Origin of the sequence: Kribbella sp. CA-253562 (assembly GCF_050942265.1) — a bacterium.
Taxonomy (GTDB): domain Bacteria; phylum Actinomycetota; class Actinomycetes; order Propionibacteriales; family Kribbellaceae; genus Kribbella.
Map to the genome: position 1 here is coordinate 4558883 of NZ_CP192049.1, position 18022 is coordinate 4576904.

General features: G+C 70.7%; 18 protein-coding genes. 5 read left to right on the plus strand and 13 right to left on the minus strand.

Going from position 1 to position 18022, the window contains the following annotated elements; all coding sequences use genetic code 11:
• Positions 1-20: 20 nt before the first annotated feature.
• The 6 genes from ACQPXM_RS21525 to whiA form a co-directional block, all read right to left on the minus strand.
• Positions 21-329 (minus strand): RNA polymerase-binding protein RbpA, encoded by a 309-nt coding sequence (locus ACQPXM_RS21525; protein ID WP_202892915.1) that lies wholly within the window; start codon positions 327-329, stop codon positions 21-23.
• Positions 330-391: 62 nt separating this feature from the next.
• Positions 392-625 (minus strand): preprotein translocase subunit SecG, encoded by a 234-nt coding sequence (gene secG / locus ACQPXM_RS21530; RefSeq protein ID WP_077013974.1) that lies wholly within the window; start codon positions 623-625, stop codon positions 392-394.
• Positions 622-1431, minus strand: coding sequence for a triose-phosphate isomerase (gene tpiA, locus ACQPXM_RS21535; protein WP_432935772.1), 810 nt, complete (start codon positions 1429-1431; stop codon positions 622-624). The genes secG and tpiA overlap by 4 nt, the downstream gene beginning before the upstream one ends.
• Positions 1432-1437: 6 nt before the next feature.
• Positions 1438-2640 carry a phosphoglycerate kinase gene (locus tag ACQPXM_RS21540; RefSeq protein WP_432935775.1) on the minus strand — a complete coding sequence of 401 codons (1203 nt, stop codon included), beginning with the start codon at positions 2638-2640 and terminating at the stop codon, positions 1438-1440.
• Positions 2641-2727: 87 nt separating this feature from the next.
• The gene (gene gap, locus ACQPXM_RS21545) at positions 2728-3735 is read right to left on the minus strand and encodes a type I glyceraldehyde-3-phosphate dehydrogenase (RefSeq protein ID WP_432935777.1); all 1008 of its coding nucleotides are present in this window, start codon (positions 3733-3735) and stop codon (positions 2728-2730) included.
• A 208-nt stretch (positions 3736-3943) separates the two neighbouring features.
• Positions 3944-4927 (minus strand): DNA-binding protein WhiA, encoded by a 984-nt coding sequence (gene whiA / locus ACQPXM_RS21550; RefSeq protein WP_077013978.1) that lies wholly within the window; start codon positions 4925-4927, stop codon positions 3944-3946.
• Positions 4928-5080: 153 nt separating this feature from the next.
• On the opposite strand from whiA, the gene ACQPXM_RS21555 reads away from it, so the two are divergent.
• A complete protein-coding gene (locus ACQPXM_RS21555) occupies positions 5081-5632 on the plus strand; it encodes a SigE family RNA polymerase sigma factor (RefSeq protein ID WP_432935781.1) in 552 nt (183 codons plus the stop codon).
• A complete protein-coding gene (locus ACQPXM_RS21560) occupies positions 5629-6462 on the plus strand; it encodes a hypothetical protein (RefSeq protein WP_432935784.1) in 834 nt (277 codons plus the stop codon). Before ACQPXM_RS21555 ends, ACQPXM_RS21560 begins: the two co-directional genes overlap by 4 nt.
• A gap of 48 nt (positions 6463-6510) precedes the next feature.
• On the opposite strand, the gene ACQPXM_RS21565 is transcribed toward ACQPXM_RS21560, so the two are convergent.
• From ACQPXM_RS21565 to uvrC, 4 genes are all read right to left on the minus strand, one after another.
• Positions 6511-7440, minus strand: a complete 930-nt coding sequence (locus tag ACQPXM_RS21565; RefSeq protein ID WP_432935787.1) for an NAD-dependent epimerase/dehydratase family protein — start codon at positions 7438-7440, stop codon at positions 6511-6513.
• Positions 7441-7570: 130 nt separating this feature from the next.
• Complete coding sequence (locus ACQPXM_RS21570; RefSeq protein WP_432935789.1) at positions 7571-8512, minus strand: gluconeogenesis factor YvcK family protein; 942 nt, start codon at positions 8510-8512, stop codon at positions 7571-7573.
• Positions 8509-9375 (minus strand): RNase adapter RapZ, encoded by an 867-nt coding sequence (rapZ, locus tag ACQPXM_RS21575; protein ID WP_077013983.1) that lies wholly within the window; start codon positions 9373-9375, stop codon positions 8509-8511. The genes ACQPXM_RS21570 and rapZ overlap by 4 nt, the downstream gene beginning before the upstream one ends.
• Before the next feature lie 5 nt (positions 9376-9380).
• Positions 9381-11462 (minus strand): excinuclease ABC subunit UvrC, encoded by a 2082-nt coding sequence (gene uvrC, locus ACQPXM_RS21580; RefSeq protein WP_432935792.1) that lies wholly within the window; start codon positions 11460-11462, stop codon positions 9381-9383.
• Between the two features lie 95 nt (positions 11463-11557).
• On the opposite strand from uvrC, the gene ACQPXM_RS21585 reads away from it, so the two are divergent.
• The 3 genes from ACQPXM_RS21585 to ACQPXM_RS21595 all read left to right on the plus strand — a co-directional run bounded on the left by ACQPXM_RS21585 (position 11558) and on the right by ACQPXM_RS21595 (position 14294).
• Positions 11558-11968, plus strand: coding sequence for a DUF6194 family protein (locus ACQPXM_RS21585; RefSeq protein WP_432935795.1), 411 nt, complete (start codon positions 11558-11560; stop codon positions 11966-11968).
• A gap of 128 nt (positions 11969-12096) precedes the next feature.
• A complete protein-coding gene (locus tag ACQPXM_RS21590) occupies positions 12097-13446 on the plus strand; it encodes a S8 family peptidase (RefSeq protein WP_432935797.1) in 1350 nt (449 codons plus the stop codon).
• A gap of 32 nt (positions 13447-13478) precedes the next feature.
• A complete protein-coding gene (locus ACQPXM_RS21595; protein ID WP_432935799.1) occupies positions 13479-14294 on the plus strand; it encodes a S8 family serine peptidase in 816 nt (271 codons plus the stop codon).
• A 61-nt stretch (positions 14295-14355) separates the two neighbouring features.
• Here the strand turns inward: ACQPXM_RS21595 and ACQPXM_RS21600 are convergent, their stop codons facing one another.
• The 3 genes from ACQPXM_RS21600 to eccD all read right to left on the minus strand — a co-directional run bounded on the left by ACQPXM_RS21600 (position 14356) and on the right by eccD (position 17971).
• Positions 14356-14877, minus strand: a complete 522-nt coding sequence (locus ACQPXM_RS21600; protein ID WP_432935801.1) for a Rieske 2Fe-2S domain-containing protein — start codon at positions 14875-14877, stop codon at positions 14356-14358.
• 145 nt (positions 14878-15022) lie between these two features.
• Positions 15023-16636, minus strand: coding sequence for a MinD/ParA family ATP-binding protein (locus tag ACQPXM_RS21605; protein WP_432935803.1), 1614 nt, complete (start codon positions 16634-16636; stop codon positions 15023-15025).
• A 9-nt stretch (positions 16637-16645) separates the two neighbouring features.
• Complete coding sequence (gene eccD / locus ACQPXM_RS21610) at positions 16646-17971, minus strand: type VII secretion integral membrane protein EccD (protein ID WP_432935805.1); 1326 nt, start codon at positions 17969-17971, stop codon at positions 16646-16648.
• Between the last annotated feature and the right edge of the window lie 51 nt (positions 17972-18022).

Consider the following 18022-nt stretch of genomic DNA (forward strand, 5'->3'; position numbering starts at 1 on the left):
CCGGGTGTCGCGAGGACCAGCTAGAAGATGATCTCGCCGTTGGCGCGGCGGGCGCGCAGGCGCTCCAGGGCCTCTTCGAGGATCTGGGCGGCCTCCTGCTCGCTGCGCCGTTCCTTCACGTACGCCAGGTGCGTCTTGTACGGCTCGATCTTCGGGGGCGGTGGGGGGTTGTTCACGTCGGTGCTGGTCGGCAGACCGCACCGCGGACAGTCCCACGCCTCCGGGATGGCCGCCTCGACCGCGAACACCGTCGCGGTCTCGTGACCGTTGGCGCAGAAGAACACGATGCGCTGCCGGGGCGCGGACTCACCGCGCTCCGCCTCGCCCATCGGTCCTGCTCCGACCCTGCTGCCACGAATCGCACCGCCACTGCCAGCCACGACTACGCCTCTCAGCCGAGCTTGTACAGCAGGCCGAGCGCGACGATGGCCGCGAACCAGATCAGACCGACACCGATCGTGATCCGGTCGAGGTTCCGCTCGGCGACCGAGGAACCGCCCAGGCTGGACGAGACCCCACCACCGAACAGGTCGGAGAGGCCACCACCGCGGCCTTTGTGCAGCAGCACGAGCAGCGTGAGGATCAGGCTGCAGATGACGACGACGATCTGAAAAGCGAGAATCACGAGGAGTAGCCTAACTGAAGGTCCAGGTAACGGCAGATACCGGCGAACTCGTCCACCTTGAGGCTCGCTCCCCCGACCAGGCAGCCGTCGACGTCCGGCTGGGACATGATGCCACCTGCGCTGCTCATCTTCACCGACCCCCCGTACAGAATCCGCACCGCGTCGGCCACGGCGGGTGAGATCGACTCCTCCAGCCGGCCCCGGATCGCCGCGCAGACCTCCTGCGCGTCCTCGGGAGTGGCCACCTCGCCGGTGCCGATCGCCCAGACCGGCTCGTAGGCGATGACGACCTTGCGGACGTCGTCCGGCTTCAGCCCGGCCAGCGCGCCGTCGACCTGGGCCAGCGTGTGCGCGACGTGCTCGCCGGCCTTGCGGACCTCGAGGCCCTCGCCGACGCAGACGATCGGGACCAGCCCGGCCGCCAGCGCCTTGGTGGCCTTGGCGTTCACCACCGCGTCGTCCTCACCGTGGTACTGCCGGCGCTCGGAGTGACCGGCCAGCACGTAGGTGCAGCCGAGCTTGGTCAGCATCGCCGCCGAGATCTCGCCGGTGTAGGCGCCCTCGTCGTGCACCGACACGTCCTGCGCGCCGTACACGATCTTCATCCGGTCGCCGTCGACGAGCGTCTGCACGCTGCGGATGTCGGTGAACGGCGGCAGCACCGCCACCTCGACCCGCTCGAAGTCGTGCTTCTTGTCCTGCAGCGTCCAGCTCAGCTTCTGCAGCAGGTGCACGGCTTCGACGTGGTTGACGTTCATCTTCCAGTTGCCCGCCATCAACGGCGTACGGGCAGCAGTGTCAGCCATCAGGTGTCAGTCCTCTTCCAGCACAGCAAGACCCGGGAGCTCCTTGCCCTCCAGGTATTCCAGCGACGCGCCACCTCCGGTGGAGATGTGCCCGAACCGGTCGTCCGCGAAGCCCAGCTGCCGTACGGCGGCGGCCGAGTCGCCACCTCCGACGACGCTGAGGCCGTCCATCTCGGTCAACGCCTGCGCGACGGCCTTGGTTCCACCGGCGAAGGCCTCCATCTCGAACACACCCATCGGGCCGTTCCAGAACACGGTCTTCGCGGCCGCGACCTCGGCGGCGAACGCCTTGCCGGACTCCGGGCCGATGTCCAGGCCGAGCTGGTCGGCCGGGATCGCGTCGGCGGCGACCACGGTCGCGGGCGCGTCGGCCTTGAACTCGGGCGCGACCACGATGTCGGTCGGCAGCACGATCTCGACGCCCTTGGCCTTCGCGGTCTCCAGGTAGCCCTTGACCGTCTCCAGCTGGTCGTCCTCGAGCAGGCTCTTGCCGACCTCGTGGCCCTGGGCCTTGAGGAAGGTGAACACCATGCCGCCACCGATCAGCAGCTTGTCGGCCTTGGCCAGCAGGTTGTCGATCACCGCGAGCTTGTCCGACACCTTGGCGCCGCCGAGCACGACGACGTACGGGCGCTCGGGGGACTCGGTGAGCTTCTTCAGCACCTCGACCTCGGCGAGCACCAGGCCGCCGGCCGCGTGCGGGAGCTTGCGGGCCACGTCGTACACGCTGGCCTGCTTGCGGTGCACGACACCGAAGCCGTCGCTGACGAACACGTCGGCCAGCGCGGCCAGCTCGTCGGCCAGCGCGGCCCGCTGGGTCTCGTCCTTGCTCTCCTCGCGCGCGTCGTACCGCACGTTCTCGAGCAGCAGGACCTCACCCTCGTCCAGCTCCTGGACGGCTTCCTGGGCGCTCTCGCCGGTCACGTCGGTGGCGAACCGCACCCGGACGCCCTCGGCCTCGAGCAGCTCGCCGAGCCGCTTGGCCACCGGGGCGAGGGTGAACTCCGGGTTCGGCGTGCCCTTGGGGCGGCCGAGGTGCGCGGTGACGATCACCTTGGCGCCGGCCTTGGCCAGCTTCAGCAGGGTCGGCACCGAGGCGCGGATACGGCCGTCGTCGCCGATCGTCTCACCCTTGATCGGCACGTTCAGGTCGGAGCGGACCAGCACCCGCAGGCCGGCCAGGTCCCCGAGGTCTTCGATCGTCTTCACAATCACTGTCCTTCGGCACAACGCTGACGTCCGAAGAACCGTGCGCTACCGGCAACGGTTCTTCGGACGCAACGGGGGGATGGAACGTCAGAGCGAGGCGCCGACGTGCTTGACCAGGTCGACGAGGCGGTTGGAGTAGCCCCACTCGTTGTCGTACCAGCCGACGACCTTGACCTGGTCGCCGATCACCTTGGTGAGGCCGGCGTCGAAGATGCAGGAGGCCGGGTCGGTGACGATGTCGCTGGAGACGATCTCGTCCTCGGTGTAGGTCAGGTAGCCCTTCAGCGCGCCCTCGGAGGCCGCGGCCTTGTAGGCCTCCTTGACCTCGTCCACGGTGACCTCACGGCCGACGGTGACGGTCAGGTCGGTGGCCGAGCCGGTCGGGACCGGGACCCGCAGCGCGTAGCCGTCGAGCTTGCCCTTGAGCTCGGGCAGCACCAGGCCGATCGCCTTCGCGGCGCCGGTCGAGGTCGGCACGATGTTCAGCGCGGCGGCGCGGGCGCGGCGCAGGTCCTTGTGCGGACCGTCCTGCAGGTTCTGGTCCTGGGTGTAGGCGTGGATCGTGGTCATCAGGCCACGCTCGATGCCGAACGCGTCGTTCAGCACCTTCGCCAGCGGGGCGATGCAGTTGGTGGTGCAGGACGCGTTCGAGATCACGGTGTGCTTGTCGGCGTCGTACAGGTCGTGGTTCACGCCCATCACCACGGTCAGGTCCTCGTTCTTCGCCGGGGCGGAGATGATGACCTTCTTGGCGCCGTTGTCGGCGTGCGTCTTGGCCTTGGTGGCGTCGGTGAAGAAGCCGGTCGACTCGATCACCACGTCCGCGCCGACGTCCGACCACTTCAGGTTGGCGGGGTCGCGCTCGGCGAACGCCTTGAACGTGTGGCCGGAGACGGTGATGTCGTCCTCGGTCGCGGTCACGTCGCCCGGGAAGCGGCCCAGGATCGAGTCGTACTTCAGCAGGTGGGCCAGGGTCTGGTTGTCGGTCAAGTCGTTGACGGCGACGACCTCGATGTCGGCACCGGACGCCTGCACGGCGCGGAAGAAGTTACGGCCGATCCGGCCGAAGCCGTTGATACCTACGCGTACGGTCACGGGACTACGTCTCCTTGAACTAGCTGTCGAGCACTGCCGCTACAGCCGAAACACTAGCCCAACAGCCCACTTGCTCCACTGGTACCGTCCACATCAGACCACCCCGTCCGGCCCGAAGACCACCGGACCAGACCACCACACGCGCCGCGGCCCCGGAGATCCTCCGGGGCCGCGGCGTGAATACCAGTGGTGGTGCTGGTGGCGTGGATCAGGCGGGGTCGAGCATCTCCGGGGTCAGGTTGGCCTCGGTGTTGGGGATGCCGAGGTCGGAGGCGCGCTTGTCGGCCATCGCCAGCAGGCGGCGGATGCGGCCGGCCACGGCGTCCTTGGTGAGGGCCGGCTCGTGCAGCTGACCGAGCTCCTCGAGGCTGGCCTGCTTGTGCTCCAGCCGCAGCCGCCCGGCCACCTGGAGGTGGTCCGGTACGTCGTTGCCGAGGATCTCCAGCGCGCGCTCCACCCGGGCGCCGGCGGCGACCGCGGCGCGGGCCGAGCGGCGCAGGTTCGCGTCGTCGAAGTTGGCCAGCCGGTTCGCCGTCGCGCGGACCTCGCGGCGCATCCGGCGCTCCTCCCAGGCCAGCACCGACTCGTGCGCGCCGAGCCGGGTCAGCAGCGCGCCGATCGCGTCGCCGTCGCGGATCACCACGCGGTCGACGTTGCGCACCTCGCGGGCCTTCGAACCGATGCCGAGCCGCCGGGCCGCTCCGACCAGCGCCAGGGCCGCCTCCGGGCCCGGGCAGGTCACCTCGAGCGACGAGGAGCGCCCCGGCTCGGTCAGCGAGCCGTGGGCCAGGAACGCGCCCCGCCAGGCCGCCACGGCGTCGCAGGAGGCGCCGGAGACCACGGCGGGCGGCAGCCCCCGGACCGGACGGCCGCGGTTGTCCACCAGGCCGGTCTGCCGGGCCAGCGCGTCGCCGTCACGGACCACGCGCACGACGTACTTGGTCTGCTTGCGGATCCCGGACGGGGAGATCACCACGACCTCGGACGGGTGGCCGAAGATCTCGGCGATGTCCTTGCGCAGCCGGCGGGCGGCGCGGGCGCTGTCCAGCTCGGCCTCCACCACGATCCGGCCGGAGACGAGGTGCAGCCCGCCCGCGAAGCGCAGGACCGAGGAGACCTCGGCCTTGCGGCAGCAGGGTTTGGTGACCTGGATGCTGGTCAGCTCGGACTTCACCTGTGCTGTCATCGCCATGAACGAAATCCTCCCACTGCTGTCAAAGACCCTCGGGCCGGTACCCGGTGCAACTCCCCCGCCCGGATCAGTGTTACGCGCTGACCCAACCTTCGTGGCAACCTTTCGGGGTCCGGCTGTCGTTCCTCTTCCGACAGCCACGGGAGGAGCACGATGCGACGACGCAGTGAGGCGGACTTCACCGAGTTCGCCGCAGCGGCCTTGCGCCGGCTGCGCCGCACGGCGTACCTGATGTGCGGTGACTGGCATCGGGCGGAGGACGCGGCCCAGGACGCCCTGGTCCGCATCTACCGCGCCTGGGACCGGCTCGACCACGACGCCGGCCTGACCACCTACGCCCACCGCGCGGTGGTGTCGGTGGTCCTGGACCAGGCCAAGCGGCCCTGGCGCCGGGAGTTCTCCGACGACGCGGTCCCGGACCGGATGCTGGCCGACCACTCCGGTGCCGTCGACGAGCGGCTCCTGGTGATCCAGGCGCTGGCCCAGCTGCCGCCGCGGCAGCGGGCCTGCGTGGTCCTGCGGCACTACGCCGACCTCAGCATCGAGGAGACCGCCCAGGTGCTCGGCATCGGCACCGGCGCGGTCAAGAGCCAGACCTCCCGCGGTCTCACCGCACTACGCGAACAGCTGAACTGGCCGGCCCCGGCAGACGACCCGGGCGACCCGGCTGTTCACGTCAACGACAACGAAGGGGTGCTGTCATGAGCAGCGACATCAAGGACCTGCTGGACACCGCGGCGGACGACTCGGCCCAGCCGATGCGTCACACCGTCGACGACGTCGTCCGGCGGGGCCGTCGTGGGCAGCGGGTGCGCAGGATCGGCGCGGTCGCGGGCAGCGCCCTCGCCGTCGCCGGGGTCGCCACGGCGATCACCGTCTGGCCGGGTCAGTCCGAGCAGCCGCCGGTGGCCGGGCTCGGTCTGCCGGACTCGACCGTCACTGTCGACGCGAAATCCGGCGAGATCACGCAGCCGGGGAAGATCGCGCTGTCCGACGCGCAGGTGATCGCGCGCTGCCAGGCGTCCGACAACCAGTACCGGCAGAGCGCCACGAAGGCCGGTGGCGGCTCGGAGTCGATCGACAGCTGGAAGGTCGCGGTGACCCAGGGCAGCGGGAGCTGGTTCCGGGCGGTCCTGGTCTCGCCCGACCGCCAGCGCTACGCGTACTGCCTGGACAACGCCGGCGCCAGCGGGCCGAAGGACGACTACCAGCGCCAGTCGGTCACGGCCGACAAGCCGTACGTCGTCTGGGCCGACGGGAACGGGTCCCGCGGCGTCGTCCCGCGCGGCGTCGCGAAGATCGAGTTCCGGACCGCCGACGGGCTCACCTCGCCGGCCGTGATCAAGGACGGCTTCTTCCTGTGGCACTCCGACCGGACCACGGTCGGTAACCCGATGGCACCGATCTGGGCGATCTTCTCCGACGCCCAGGGCCGCGAGATCGCCCGCTTCGACGCCAACCCGTTCCAGAACGACCAGGTCGGCGTACCCGGTGGCAAGACCGTCGAGCGCCGGCCGATCTTCGCCAAGCGCTAGGCATCGTGGTCCGGCGCGCACTCCGCTGCGCGCCGGACACCGCGGCGCTCAGACCTCGAAGCCCTGACGCCAGGTCGGGTGCGCGGGGTGCCATCCCAGCTCACGCTTGGCCTTGGCGTTGGACGCGCCGCGCAGTTCGGTCATCAGGACGACGCCGGCCGGTCCGGCAGCCAGCCGGCCGATGAACCGCGGTACGCGCAGCGGCTTCTTGGCCCCCAGCATCGCCGCCAGTTCCGGCAGCCACTCGGCCACCGGGGCGGGGTCGTCGTCGGCGATGTTGTAGACGCCAGGGTCACCGTGCTGCACGGCCGCGACCGTGGCCTCGGCGGCGTCGGCGATGTGGACGAACGACCACACCCCGCCGCCGTCGCCGACGACCGGGAACTTGCGCCGGCGAATCAGCTCGAACTGCTCGGACCCCGGCGCCATCGAGGTTCCGGGCCCGTAGAAGGCGCCGTAGCGCAGCACGATCCCTTCGATGGCGCCGGCCCCCAGCACGGCCTTCTCCAGGTGCTCGATCGCGGCGATCAGCGAGCGCATCTGGGCCACCGGCGAGCGGTCCAGCGGATCTTGCTCGGTCTTGACCGGCCCACCGGTGCGGTCGTAGGTGAACGCACCGTTGCTCTGAGCAACGAAGCGCCGGACTCCGGCGGCGCGGGCCGCCGCGAGCAGGTTGTCGGTTCCCTCGATCCGCAGCCGGTTGGTGGCGGCGAAGCTGCGCTCGAACCGGCGGGTGTCGATGTGCCCGATGGCGGTCAGCTGGTGAACGATCACCTCCGGCGCCGCCTCGCGGACCGCGGCCTCCACCGCGGCGCGATCGAGCGCGTCGGCGACGACCGGCACCGCGCCCAGCTGTGACATCCGGCTCTTGTCCGACTCCTTGCGGATCATCGCGAACACCTCGTGGCCCGCCGCGACCAGCCGCGGCACCAACTGCGCACCCATCGCTCCGGTGGCTCCTGCAACCAGCACTCTCATCGTCAGCTCCTGTTCGTTCGGATCTGACTCCTGAACCGGATGGCCTGCCGTTTCCTGACAGCCGCGCGGGTGATTCAGATCACATCACCGGTACGGGCTCTCCAGAGGTCCAGGGACCGGCGAGCCCGACCTACGCGAAGACCTCGCGGTAGACCTTCGCCAGCTTGGCGGGATCGTGATGCAGCAGTTGATGGTCGTCGGCGATGTCGGCGACCACCAACTCCGCCCCGAGCGAGCTCGCCGTCCGGCGCAGCGACGCCGGATCGGGCACGTGCTCCTCGTCGGCCAGTACGACGTCGATGCGCAGCTCGGGCGCGTGGGCCGCGAGCACCTCGAGGTGGGTCTCCGGCGAGAAGCCGTCGGTCTCGCCCTTCTGCTCGCCGAGGTTGAGCGTCACCAGGCGGCGGGCGCTGGTCTGCTCGAGCCCACGGCACAGCGCCGGGACCAGCAGGTTGGGGATCACCGAGGTGAACCAGGAGCCCGGACCGACCACCACCCAGTCGGCCTCGGCGACCGCGACCAGCGCTTCCGGGCAGGCCGGCGGGTCGGCCGGATCGAGCGCGACGTCGACGACGTGGCCGTTGGTCGTCGCGACCTCGGTCTGGCCGCGGATCTCGGTGATCGCCCCGGGGTAGGCCGGATCCGCCCCGAGCACCCGGGCGGTGATGTCCAGCGGTACGGCGGACATCGGCAGCACCCGCCCTTGCGCCCCGAGCAGCCGCGCGACCCAGTCCAGCCCGTCGACGGCCTCGCCGAGCAGCTCCCACAGCGCGACGATCAGCAGATTGCCGACCGCGTGGTCGTGCAGGGCGCCGTCACTGCGGAACCTGTGCTGCAGTACGTCGGCCCAGGTCCGGCCCCACTCGTCGTCGCGGCACAGCGCGGCCAGCGCCATTCGCAGATCGCCGGGCGGCAGTACGCCGAGCTCTTGGCGCAACCGGCCGGAGGACCCACCGTTGTCGGCGACCGTCACGACGGCCGTCAGTTGGTCCGTGACCTGCCGCAGGGCAGACAGCGACGCGGCGAGACCGTGCCCGCCACCGAGAGCGACGACTCGTGGAGCTCTCGTCACTCCCGCCCCAGATCCCTGTGCACCACCAACGTCGGTGACCCCTTCTCCCGCAGGCGGCGCCCGATCTCCTCGGCCATCGCGACACTCCGGTGCTTTCCACCGGTGCAGCCGATCGCGACCGTGACGAACCGCTTGCCCTCGTTCAGATAACCGGTCCGCAGGGTGTCCAGCACGTCCACGTAGTTCTGCAGGAACTGCTGGGCCAGCGGATGACCGAGCACGAAGTCTGACACAGGACGGTCCTGTCCGGTCATCGGGCGCAGGTCGGGCTGCCAGTACGGGTTCGGCACGAAGCGCATGTCGGCCACCACGTCGGCGTCGACCGGGATGCCGTACTTGAAACCGAACGACACCACGGTCGCCCGCAGCTCGGCGTTCTCCTCGTCGCCGAAGGCGTTCACGATCTTCGCGGCGAGCTGGTGGATGTTCAGGTTCGAGGTGTCGATCACCAGGTCCGCGCCGGCCCGGATGTCGCCGAGCAGCGCGCGCTCGCGCTGGATCCCGGTCAGCAGCCGGCCCTCGCCCTGCAGCGGGTGCGGCCGGCGCACGCTCTCCTGCCGGCGCACGATCACGTCGTCGGAGGCCTCCAGGAACAGCGTGAGCGGCCGGTATCCCTTGGTCCGCAGGTCCTCGAGCGCCGCGCCGAGCTCGTCGAAGAACATCCCGGTCCGGACGTCGACGACCACCGCCAGCCGCGGCGACGCGCCGGTGCCGACCACCTGCTCGACGATCGTGGTCAGGAACATCGGCGGCAGGTTGTCGACCACGAACCAGCCGAGGTCCTCCAGCACGTCCGCGACCGAGCTCCGGCCCGCGCCGGACATGCCGGACACGATGATCAGGTTGCCGCTGGACTCGTCCATCAGATTCAGTTCTCCCCGTTCGGCGGACCGGCGGGCCCCGGTTCGTCGTCGTCCAGTATCTCGCCTGTCGCGGTGTTCACCGACGGCGCCCGGCCGGTGTCGGCCTTCGTTGCGGCAGCGTTCACGGCCAGGACCACCGACTCCGCCGTACGCCGGCCGAACCCGGGCAGCTCGGCGACCTCGTCGACGGTCGCCTGGCGCAGCTTGCGCAGCGAGCCGAAGTGCCGCAGCAGCGTCTTGCGGCGGACCTCCCCGAGCCCCGGTACGTCGTCCAGGACGCTTTCCACCATCGACTTGGACCGGCGGCTGCGGTGATGGGTGATCGCGAACCGGTGCGCCTCGTCGCGCAGCCGCTGCAGCAGGTACAGCCCCTCGGAGGTCCGGGAGAAGATCACCGGGTCTTCCTCGTCGGGCAGCCAGACCTCCTCCAGCCGCTTGGCCAGCCCGCAGACCGGGATGTCGCCCAGGCCGAGCTCGTCCATCGCCTGCCGGGCGGCCGCGACCTGCGGTGGACCGCCGTCGACGACGACCAGCCCCGGGGCGTAGGAGAACTTCTTCGCCCGGCCGGTCTCCGGGTCGATCAGCGCCGCGGCCGCGTCCGTCTCGTCGCCGAACACGCGCGGCCCGCCGGCCGACTCGTGGCCGCCGGACTCGCCGCCCGCGGCCGCACCGCCGGTCAGCGTCGCGCGCTCGTCCAGCAGCCGCTTGAACCGCCGGGTCAGCACCTCGGCGATCGAGGCGACGTCGTTCTGGCCCTCGACGCCGCGGATCACGAACCGGCGGTACTCGCTCTTGCGCGGCAGGCCGTCCTCGAAGACGACCATCGAGGCGACCACCTCGGTGCCCTGCAGGTTCGAGACGTCGTAGCATTCCAGCCGCAGCGGCGCCTCGGGCAGGTCGAGCGCGGCCTGGATCTCCTCCAGCGCCTGGTTGCGGGTGGTCAGGTCGCTGGCCCGCTTGGTCTTGTGCATGGTGAGCGTCTGCAGCGCGTTGCGCTCGACGGTCTCCATCAGCGCCTTCTTGTCACCGCGCTGCGGAACCCGGATCGCCACCCGCGAACCGCGCAGTTGCGACAGCCACTCGGTCAGCGCCGCCTCGTCGTCCGGGACGACCGGCACGAGGATCTCGCGCGGGATCGCGTCGGACGTCTCCGCGGCGTACATCTGCTGGATGAAGCGCGAGACCAGGTCACCGGTGGTGGCGGTGCCGTCGGCCTTGTCGGCGATCCAGCCGCGCTGGCCACGGATCCGGCCACCGCGGACGTAGAAGATCTGCACGGCGACCTCGAGCGGGTCCTCGCTCAGCGCGACGACGTCCGTGTCGGTGCCGTCGCCGAGCACGACCGCGTTCTTGGCCAGGGCCTTCTCCAGCGCGGCCAGGTCGTCGCGGATCTTCGCGGCCCGCTCGTACTCCAGCTCGGCCGCGGCCGCCTTCATCTCCTTCTCCAGCCGGCGCACGTACGTCGCGGTCTGGCCGGACAGGAACGCGGAGAAGTCCTCGACGATCTGCCGGTGCTCCTCCTGGCTAACCTGACCGGTGCAGGGCGCGGCGCACTTGCCGATGTAGCCGAGCAGGCAGGGCCGGCCGATCTGGCGGTGCCGGTTGAACACGCCCTTGCTGCACGAGCGCATCGGAAAGACCCGCAGCAACAGGTCGACGGTCTCCCGGATCGCCCAGGCGTGGCTGTACGGGCCGAAGTACCGGATGCCCTTCTTCTTCGAGCCCCGGCCGACCATCACCCGCGGGTAGTCCTCGTTGAGGGTGATCGCCAGCCACGGGTAGGACTTGTCGTCCCGGTACTTCACGTTGAACCTCGGGTCGTACTCCTTGATCCAGGAGTACTCCAGCTGCAGCGACTCGACCTCGGTCGAGACCACCGTCCAGTCCACCTTCGCCGCGGTGGTCACCATCGACTGGGTCCGCGGGTGCAGATTGGCCAGGTCCTGGAAGTACGACGACAACCGGGCGCGCAGGTTCTTCGCTTTTCCGACGTAGATCACCCGGCCGGCGGCGTCGCTGAAGCGGTACACCCCGGGTGAGTCGGGAATGGAGCCCGGAGCCGGGCGGTAGGACGATGGATCAGCCACTGCACCACCCTAGTTCGCCCCGCCGACAACGCCGCCCGGGACGGGCTTCGACGCACAAAAGTCTCCACTGCAGCTTCAATGAGACGCTTGAAGGCATGGATTTCCTCGAGTACCTCGACCGGCCCGGTGTCCGGACTCTGACCGCCAACGGCGACACCTTCTGGATCTACGACCCCGAGCACGACCTGCCACCACAGCGGCAGATGCCGTTCGCCACCCTGGTCACCTCCGACGCCTACGACACCGCCTCGAACCTCGACCGGCCCGGCGTCGAACGGCTCAACCTGGGCCTGCCCAAGGCGGAGTACCTGAAGCTCTTCCCCACTCCCCCGGACGACGTCGATCACGCGGCGCTCGACGTCGTCATGCCGCACCCGGTCTACGCCCCGCAGTACTGGATCTGCGTTCTCTCGCCCTCGGTCGGCACGCTGCGGGAGCTCGAGCCGCTGGTGGACGCGGCGTACGAGTTCGCGGTCCGCAAGTACCGCAATCACAAGGAACGCTGACGTCTCGGCCGGGCTGAGATCGTGTTACGGATTGTGCTCTGCGCCCGGCCGTCGGCGCGGCCGGGCGCTGGGGCGGTTCTAGCGTCGATCGTGAACCGCTGTGTGCCGATTCCCAGGGAGTGTCGTCCATGACGCTGTTCACGATCTCGCGCCGGCTGCCGGCCGCACTCGCTGCCGTGGTGGTCTGCGCGCCGGCGCTGGTCGCGCTGCCCGCGTCGGCGCGGGTGGCGCCGGAGGACGAGCGCTTCGAACCGTTCATCCGGCAGGCGAACAGCCCGACGGCCGTGCCCGGCAGCTATATCGTCGTACTCAGCGGGACGCCGTCGGCGGAGCTGACCCGGGTGACCAACCGCAGCCTCGCCGCGACGTACGACGTGACCGTGCGCCGGGAGTTCCACGCCTCGGTGCGCGGGTTCTCCGCGGCGATGAGCGAGCAGCAGGCCAAGCAGGTCGCGGCCGACCCCCGGGTCGACTTCGTGCAGCAGAACCAGGTGTTGAAGGCCACCCAGGACGATCCGCCGTGGGGACTCGACCGCAGTGACCAGCGCACGCTGCCGCTGGACGAGAAGTTCCTGTCGGACACGACGGCCGAGACCGTGCACGCGTACGTGCTCGACTCCGGCATCTACGCCGACCACAAGGACTTCGGCGGGCGGGCCTCGGTCGGCACCGACACCATCGGCGACGGCCAGAACGGCGTCGACTGCGCCGGCCACGGCAGTCATGTCGCGGGCACCATCGCCGGCACCAAGTACGGCGTCGCGAAGTCGGCCAAGGTGGTCGGCGTCCGGGTGCTCAACTGCATCGGCAACGGCACCACCGAGACCGTCGTCGCCGGCGTGGACTGGGTCACCGCGAACGCCGTCAAGCCCGCCGTCGCGAACATGAGCCTGGGCGGCGGAGTCGACTCGGCGCTGGACGCGGCGGTCAAGGCGTCGGTGGCGGCCGGAATCAGCTATGCCGTTGCTGCGGGCAACGAGAGTGCGGACGCCTGCGGGTCGTCGCCGGGCCGCGAGCCCGCGGCGCTGACGGTCGGCGCGACCGACCGCAGCGACACCCGGGCGGAGTTCTCCAACTACGGCAGCTGCGTCGACCTCTTCGGCCCGGGGGTCGACATCGAGTCGGTCGCCATCACCGATCCCGAGGCGAGCACGGTCAAGAGCGGCACGTCGATGGCCACGCCGCACGTGGCCGGGGCGATCGCGCTCTATCTGGCCGATCACCCGGACGCCACGCCGGAACAGGTGTCGACAGCGCTGCTGGACGCGGCGACCGCCGACGCGGTGAAGAACCCCGGCGAGGGATCGCCGAACAAGCTGCTGTACCTGGTGCCGCCGCAGCCGCCGACGCCCTCCCCCACGCCGAGCCCGACCCCGAGCGAGACGCCCAGCGCGACCCCCAGTACGACGCCGAGCGCCCCGCCGAGCCAGACTCCCAGCACGACGCCGAGCAGCACCTCACCGTCGCCCGGCAGTTGAGTTGCGGTTCGCCCCATACCTCGGCGCTGGCCGTGTCCGGCCTCGTCGTCACCGCTGCCACGAGTGACGCCGACGAACCCGTTGCCGCGAGCATCCGAGGCGCCGGCAGCGCGACCGCGATTCCCGGCAGCTACGTCGTCGTCCTGAAGGGCGAACGGTCGGCCGCGGCGACCAAGGCCACCACGCAGAGCCTCGCGACGTCGTACGACGCGAAGGTGCGCAAGCAATTGAGCGCGTCGATCCAGGGCTTCTCGGCGACGATGACCGAGCAGCAGGCGGCCGAGCTGGCCGGCGACGAGCGGGTCGCGTTCGTGCAGCAGAACCAGAAGGTCAGCGCGAACCAGGACAACCCGCCGTGGGGCCTGGACCGGGCCGACCAGCGCAACCTGCCGCTGGACCAGAAGTACACCGCGTCGACGACCGCGGACAACGTCAACGCCTACGTGATCGACACCGGGATCTACCCGGAGCACAAGGACTTCGGCGTCCGGGTCCTGGACTGCAACGGCTCCGGATCGACCGAGTCCGTGGTGGCCGGGATCGAGTGGGTGACCGCGAACGCGAAGAAGCCGGCCGTCGCCAACATGAGCCTCGGCGGCGGTACCGACGCGGCGCTCGACGCGGCGGTCAAGGCGTCGGTGGACTCCGGCGTCACCTACGCCGTTGCTGCGGGCAACGAAACTGCGGACGCCTGCTGTGGTTCACCGTCCCGGGAGCCCTCGGCGATCACCGTCGGCGCGACCGACGACCAGGTCGCGAAGGCGTCGTTCAGTGCGTCGACCTGTTCGCGCCCGGCGTGGACGTGGAGTCGGTCGGCATCACCGGACCGGACGCGACCGACACGATGAGCGGTACGTCGATGACGAAAGACCCGGCCCCCGTTGCCGGGTCTTTCGCCGCGCGCCCCGCTCAGGCCGAGCCGACGATGTTGCCGCCCTGCACCGAGACGGTCACCGCGGCCAGCGGCTCGCGGGCGGGGCCGCTCTTCACGCTGCCGTCGGTGGCGCTGAACTTGCTGCCGTGGCAGTTGCAGTCGATCTCGCCGTTCTCCACCTTGGCCACGATGCAGCCCTGGTGGGTGCAGACCGCCGAGAAGCCCTTGTACTGGCCCGCGGTCGGCTGGGTGACGACCACCTTCGCGTCCTTGAACACCGCACCGCCGCCGACCGGTACGTCCGCGGCCGGGCCGAGCACCGGGCCGCCCGCGCTGGACGGCGCCGAACTGGGCGCGGACGTGGGAGCCGAAGACGGGGCCGAACTGGTCTGGCCGCCGGTCGCCGTACCGCCGGCGTCGCCGTCGCCACCGCACGCGGCGAGCAACGGCGCGCCCACGCCCGCGAGGCCGGCCACGGCGGCGCCGCGCAGGATCGATCGGCGGTCCCGCACGTCGGCGATCACCCGGTCGAGAGGGGCCGTTCTGTCGTCGCTCATGAAATCCGGACCTCCAGAAGAACTTGCTGGGCGGAAAGTAGTTGAACGCTCTGCTACTGCTGTTGTACCCGACCCGCGCAAATCAGGTCGTATCAGCACTAACGAGCCGTTGGCCGGATCGGTTCAACGGGCGCCGGAACTGGTGTCAGCGGGTGGCGCGCTCGACCAGCCGGGCGGCCATCTCCAGCGCGGCCCGCCGGGTGGCCGGCTCCAGCATCTCCGGGCGCAGTGGCCAGGCGTGCTGGAAGTGCGCGTCGAACGGCAGCACGACGTACCCGAGACCACGGTCGGAAACCGCCGACTGCAGCCAGCGGACCGGCTCCGGGTCATCCGCCCGGTTCTCCGCGATGATCACCAGGCCCTTGCGAACCAGCATCTGCTGGCCCTCGGGGGTGAGCTGATCGAGCTGGGCGATGCTGGCCAGCGCGTCCTCGCGGGCCGACGGGATGACCAAGGCGACCGCGTGCGACGAGCTCGCGACGTACGCCGTGGCCTCCTCGAACAGGCCGGCCGGGCAGTCGACCAGCGAGATCGGGATCTGGTTCGCGCCGCCGACGTTGCGGGAGGCCAGCACGTCGCTGATCGCGTCCGGGGTCGACTCCGCGCGGGCCAGCTGGACCCGGGAGTTCGGCGTGTTCGCGATGCCCCGGTCGAGCCGGTGCGTCAGCTTGCCCTCCAGCGGGAACGCGTCGACCGCGAGCACCAGGTCGGTGCGCTGCGACGCGATCGTGTCGGCCAGCAGCGCGGTCACCGTCGACGTACCGCTCTGCGGGACCGGGCCGATCACGCCGATCATCCGGCCGATGCCGATCGGGCGGCGGATCACCGCGATGTTCTCGACGTCGCGCTGCATCCGGCCCGAGGCGCCGGCGATGTAGGCCGCCTCGGCCGCGAACCGGCCGATCTTGCGGAAGAAGCCGCCCGGCCGTTCCTCGTGCTGCAGGCCGACCGCGTTGGTTGCCACCGGCAAGGTGCCGGCCAGCGGGTCCTGGTACTGCGGGGTGTAGGCCTGGCGGCCCGGTCCGCCGTCCGGGGTCGGGTCGTCCCAGCCGGTCGATCCCTGGGCCGGAGGCGCGTTCCAGCTGCCGTCGCCGACGGGCTGCTGGTACTGCGGCGGTGGGCCGTAGTTCGGGTCCTGGCTGTACTGCGGTGCCGGCGGCTGCTGGTAGGGCTGCTCGTACGGCGGTGGGGTCACCGGGGGCGTCGCGCCGTACGGGGGCTGCTCGTACTGCTGCTGGTACTGCTGCACGGGCGGCTGCTGATACTGCGGGTACGGCGGCTGCTCCTGGTACTGCTGCAGCGGCGGCTGCTCCTGGTACTGCTGCGGCGGCGCCTGCTCGTGCTGCGGCGGCGGCTGCTGCCATTGCTGCTGTGGCTGTGGCGGCGGGCCGTACTGCTGCGGTGGCGGGTAGTACGGCTGTTGCTGCGGCGGCGGTGCGTACTGCTGAGGCGGCGGCGGCTGCTGCCACTGCTGCTGCGGCGGCGGGTACTGCGGCGGGGCGTACTGCTGGGGAGGCTGCGGCTGCGCGTACTGCTGGGGCTGCTGCTCCTGCGGGGGCACAGGTGCGCCCCACCCACCACCGGTCGGGGCGGGCGCCGGCGGCATCGTCGGCGCCACCGGCGCCTGCGCCGGGGGCTGCGTCTGACTCTGCGGGTGCTCCTGGCCCTGCACCGGGCCGGAAGCCGGCGCGCCCGAGCGGCCCGCCGACGTGTCGTCGAGGCGGTCCATCATGTCCGCCTGCCAGTTCGGCCCGGTCATACCATCCGATCAGAAGACGTCGAGCAGATCGCTGAACACCCCGAGAGCTCCGAGCACCAACGGGACCAGCGCCACCACGGCCAGCACCTGGATCTGGTCCAGGACCTGACCGAGCCGGACCTGCACGTGGTCCTGCGGCGTCCAGGCGAGGCCGAAGCCACCGACCATCGCCACCACCACGAGTAGTCCGACTGCCACCAGTGTGCCACCCACCGATTCCTGGGACAGATCCTGGACCAGCGCGGCGATCACCACTCCAGCGGCGGTGAACAGCCCGAGCACCTCGGCGGCCAGCGGGTACAGCCGTGAGCGGGAGCACAGCAGCAGCGCCAGCAGGGCCGCGATGCTGACCGTCCAGGCGGATCCGTGCATCGCGAGCACCACACCGGCCGCGGCGGACCAGAGCGCGATCGCCGTCGCCGCCAGGGCCAGGCCGACGTGGGCCGCGTTCAGCGCCGCCTCGACGTCCGGGCGGGCGATCTCGTTGCCTCGCGCCCGTACGTCGTCCAGTGCGGTCAGCCCGGACAGCGACAACGCCAGCCGGGGCAGCACGCCGAGCAGCAGCACGGCCACGACCGCGATCAGCGCGCTCAGCTTGTCCGCGGAGACGCCCGCGCCGACGCCGATGATCCAGATCACCGCGAAGACCATCGCCGTACCGCCGCCGACCAGACCGCCACCGGCCAGCCCGGCCATCGCGAACAGCAGCGGTCCGACCGCCAGCGCGAGCGCGATGATGCCGCCACGCATCGGCACCGACCAGCTCTCCGAGACGCCGAGCGACCAGGCGACGATGGCGAGCAGGATCGGAGTCACCACCAGCAGGGTGATCGCGGCCGCCCGCTGGTCCGCCCGGCCGAGCACGACACCACCGAGACCGGTGATGATCGCGACCACCAGCACCACGAACGCCGCGATGTCCGGCTCGGTCGCGCGGGCCAGCGCGATCGCACCGGCCAGCAGCGCGAAGATCAGCGCCGCACCCGCGGCCCACTGGCGGTGCTTGCGCTGGAAGGTGGTGCCGCGCCGTTCGAGGTCGTCCACCGCCTCCTCGGCCACGTCGTACACGGTCGGCGGCGGCGGGACCTCGCCCTCCGCGGCCAGCCGGAGCACGGCGCCGTCACTGATCTGCGCCGAGCCCAGCGTCAGCTCCAGCGAGACCGTCTGCCCGGTCGGGGTGGTCAGGTACCGGCGCCGGGGCGACGGATCGACCGGTTCGCCGAGCATCCGGAGCAGGTCCGGCATCAGCCGGCCCAACGGCTCGTCGACCGGCAGTACGGCGTCCATCTGACGCTGCCTGCCGATGATGGTCACCCGGCTGTAGACCGCAGCCACCCGTCACACCTCTCTGATCGTCACTACTAGCTAGCGAGTACTGCTGCGCGG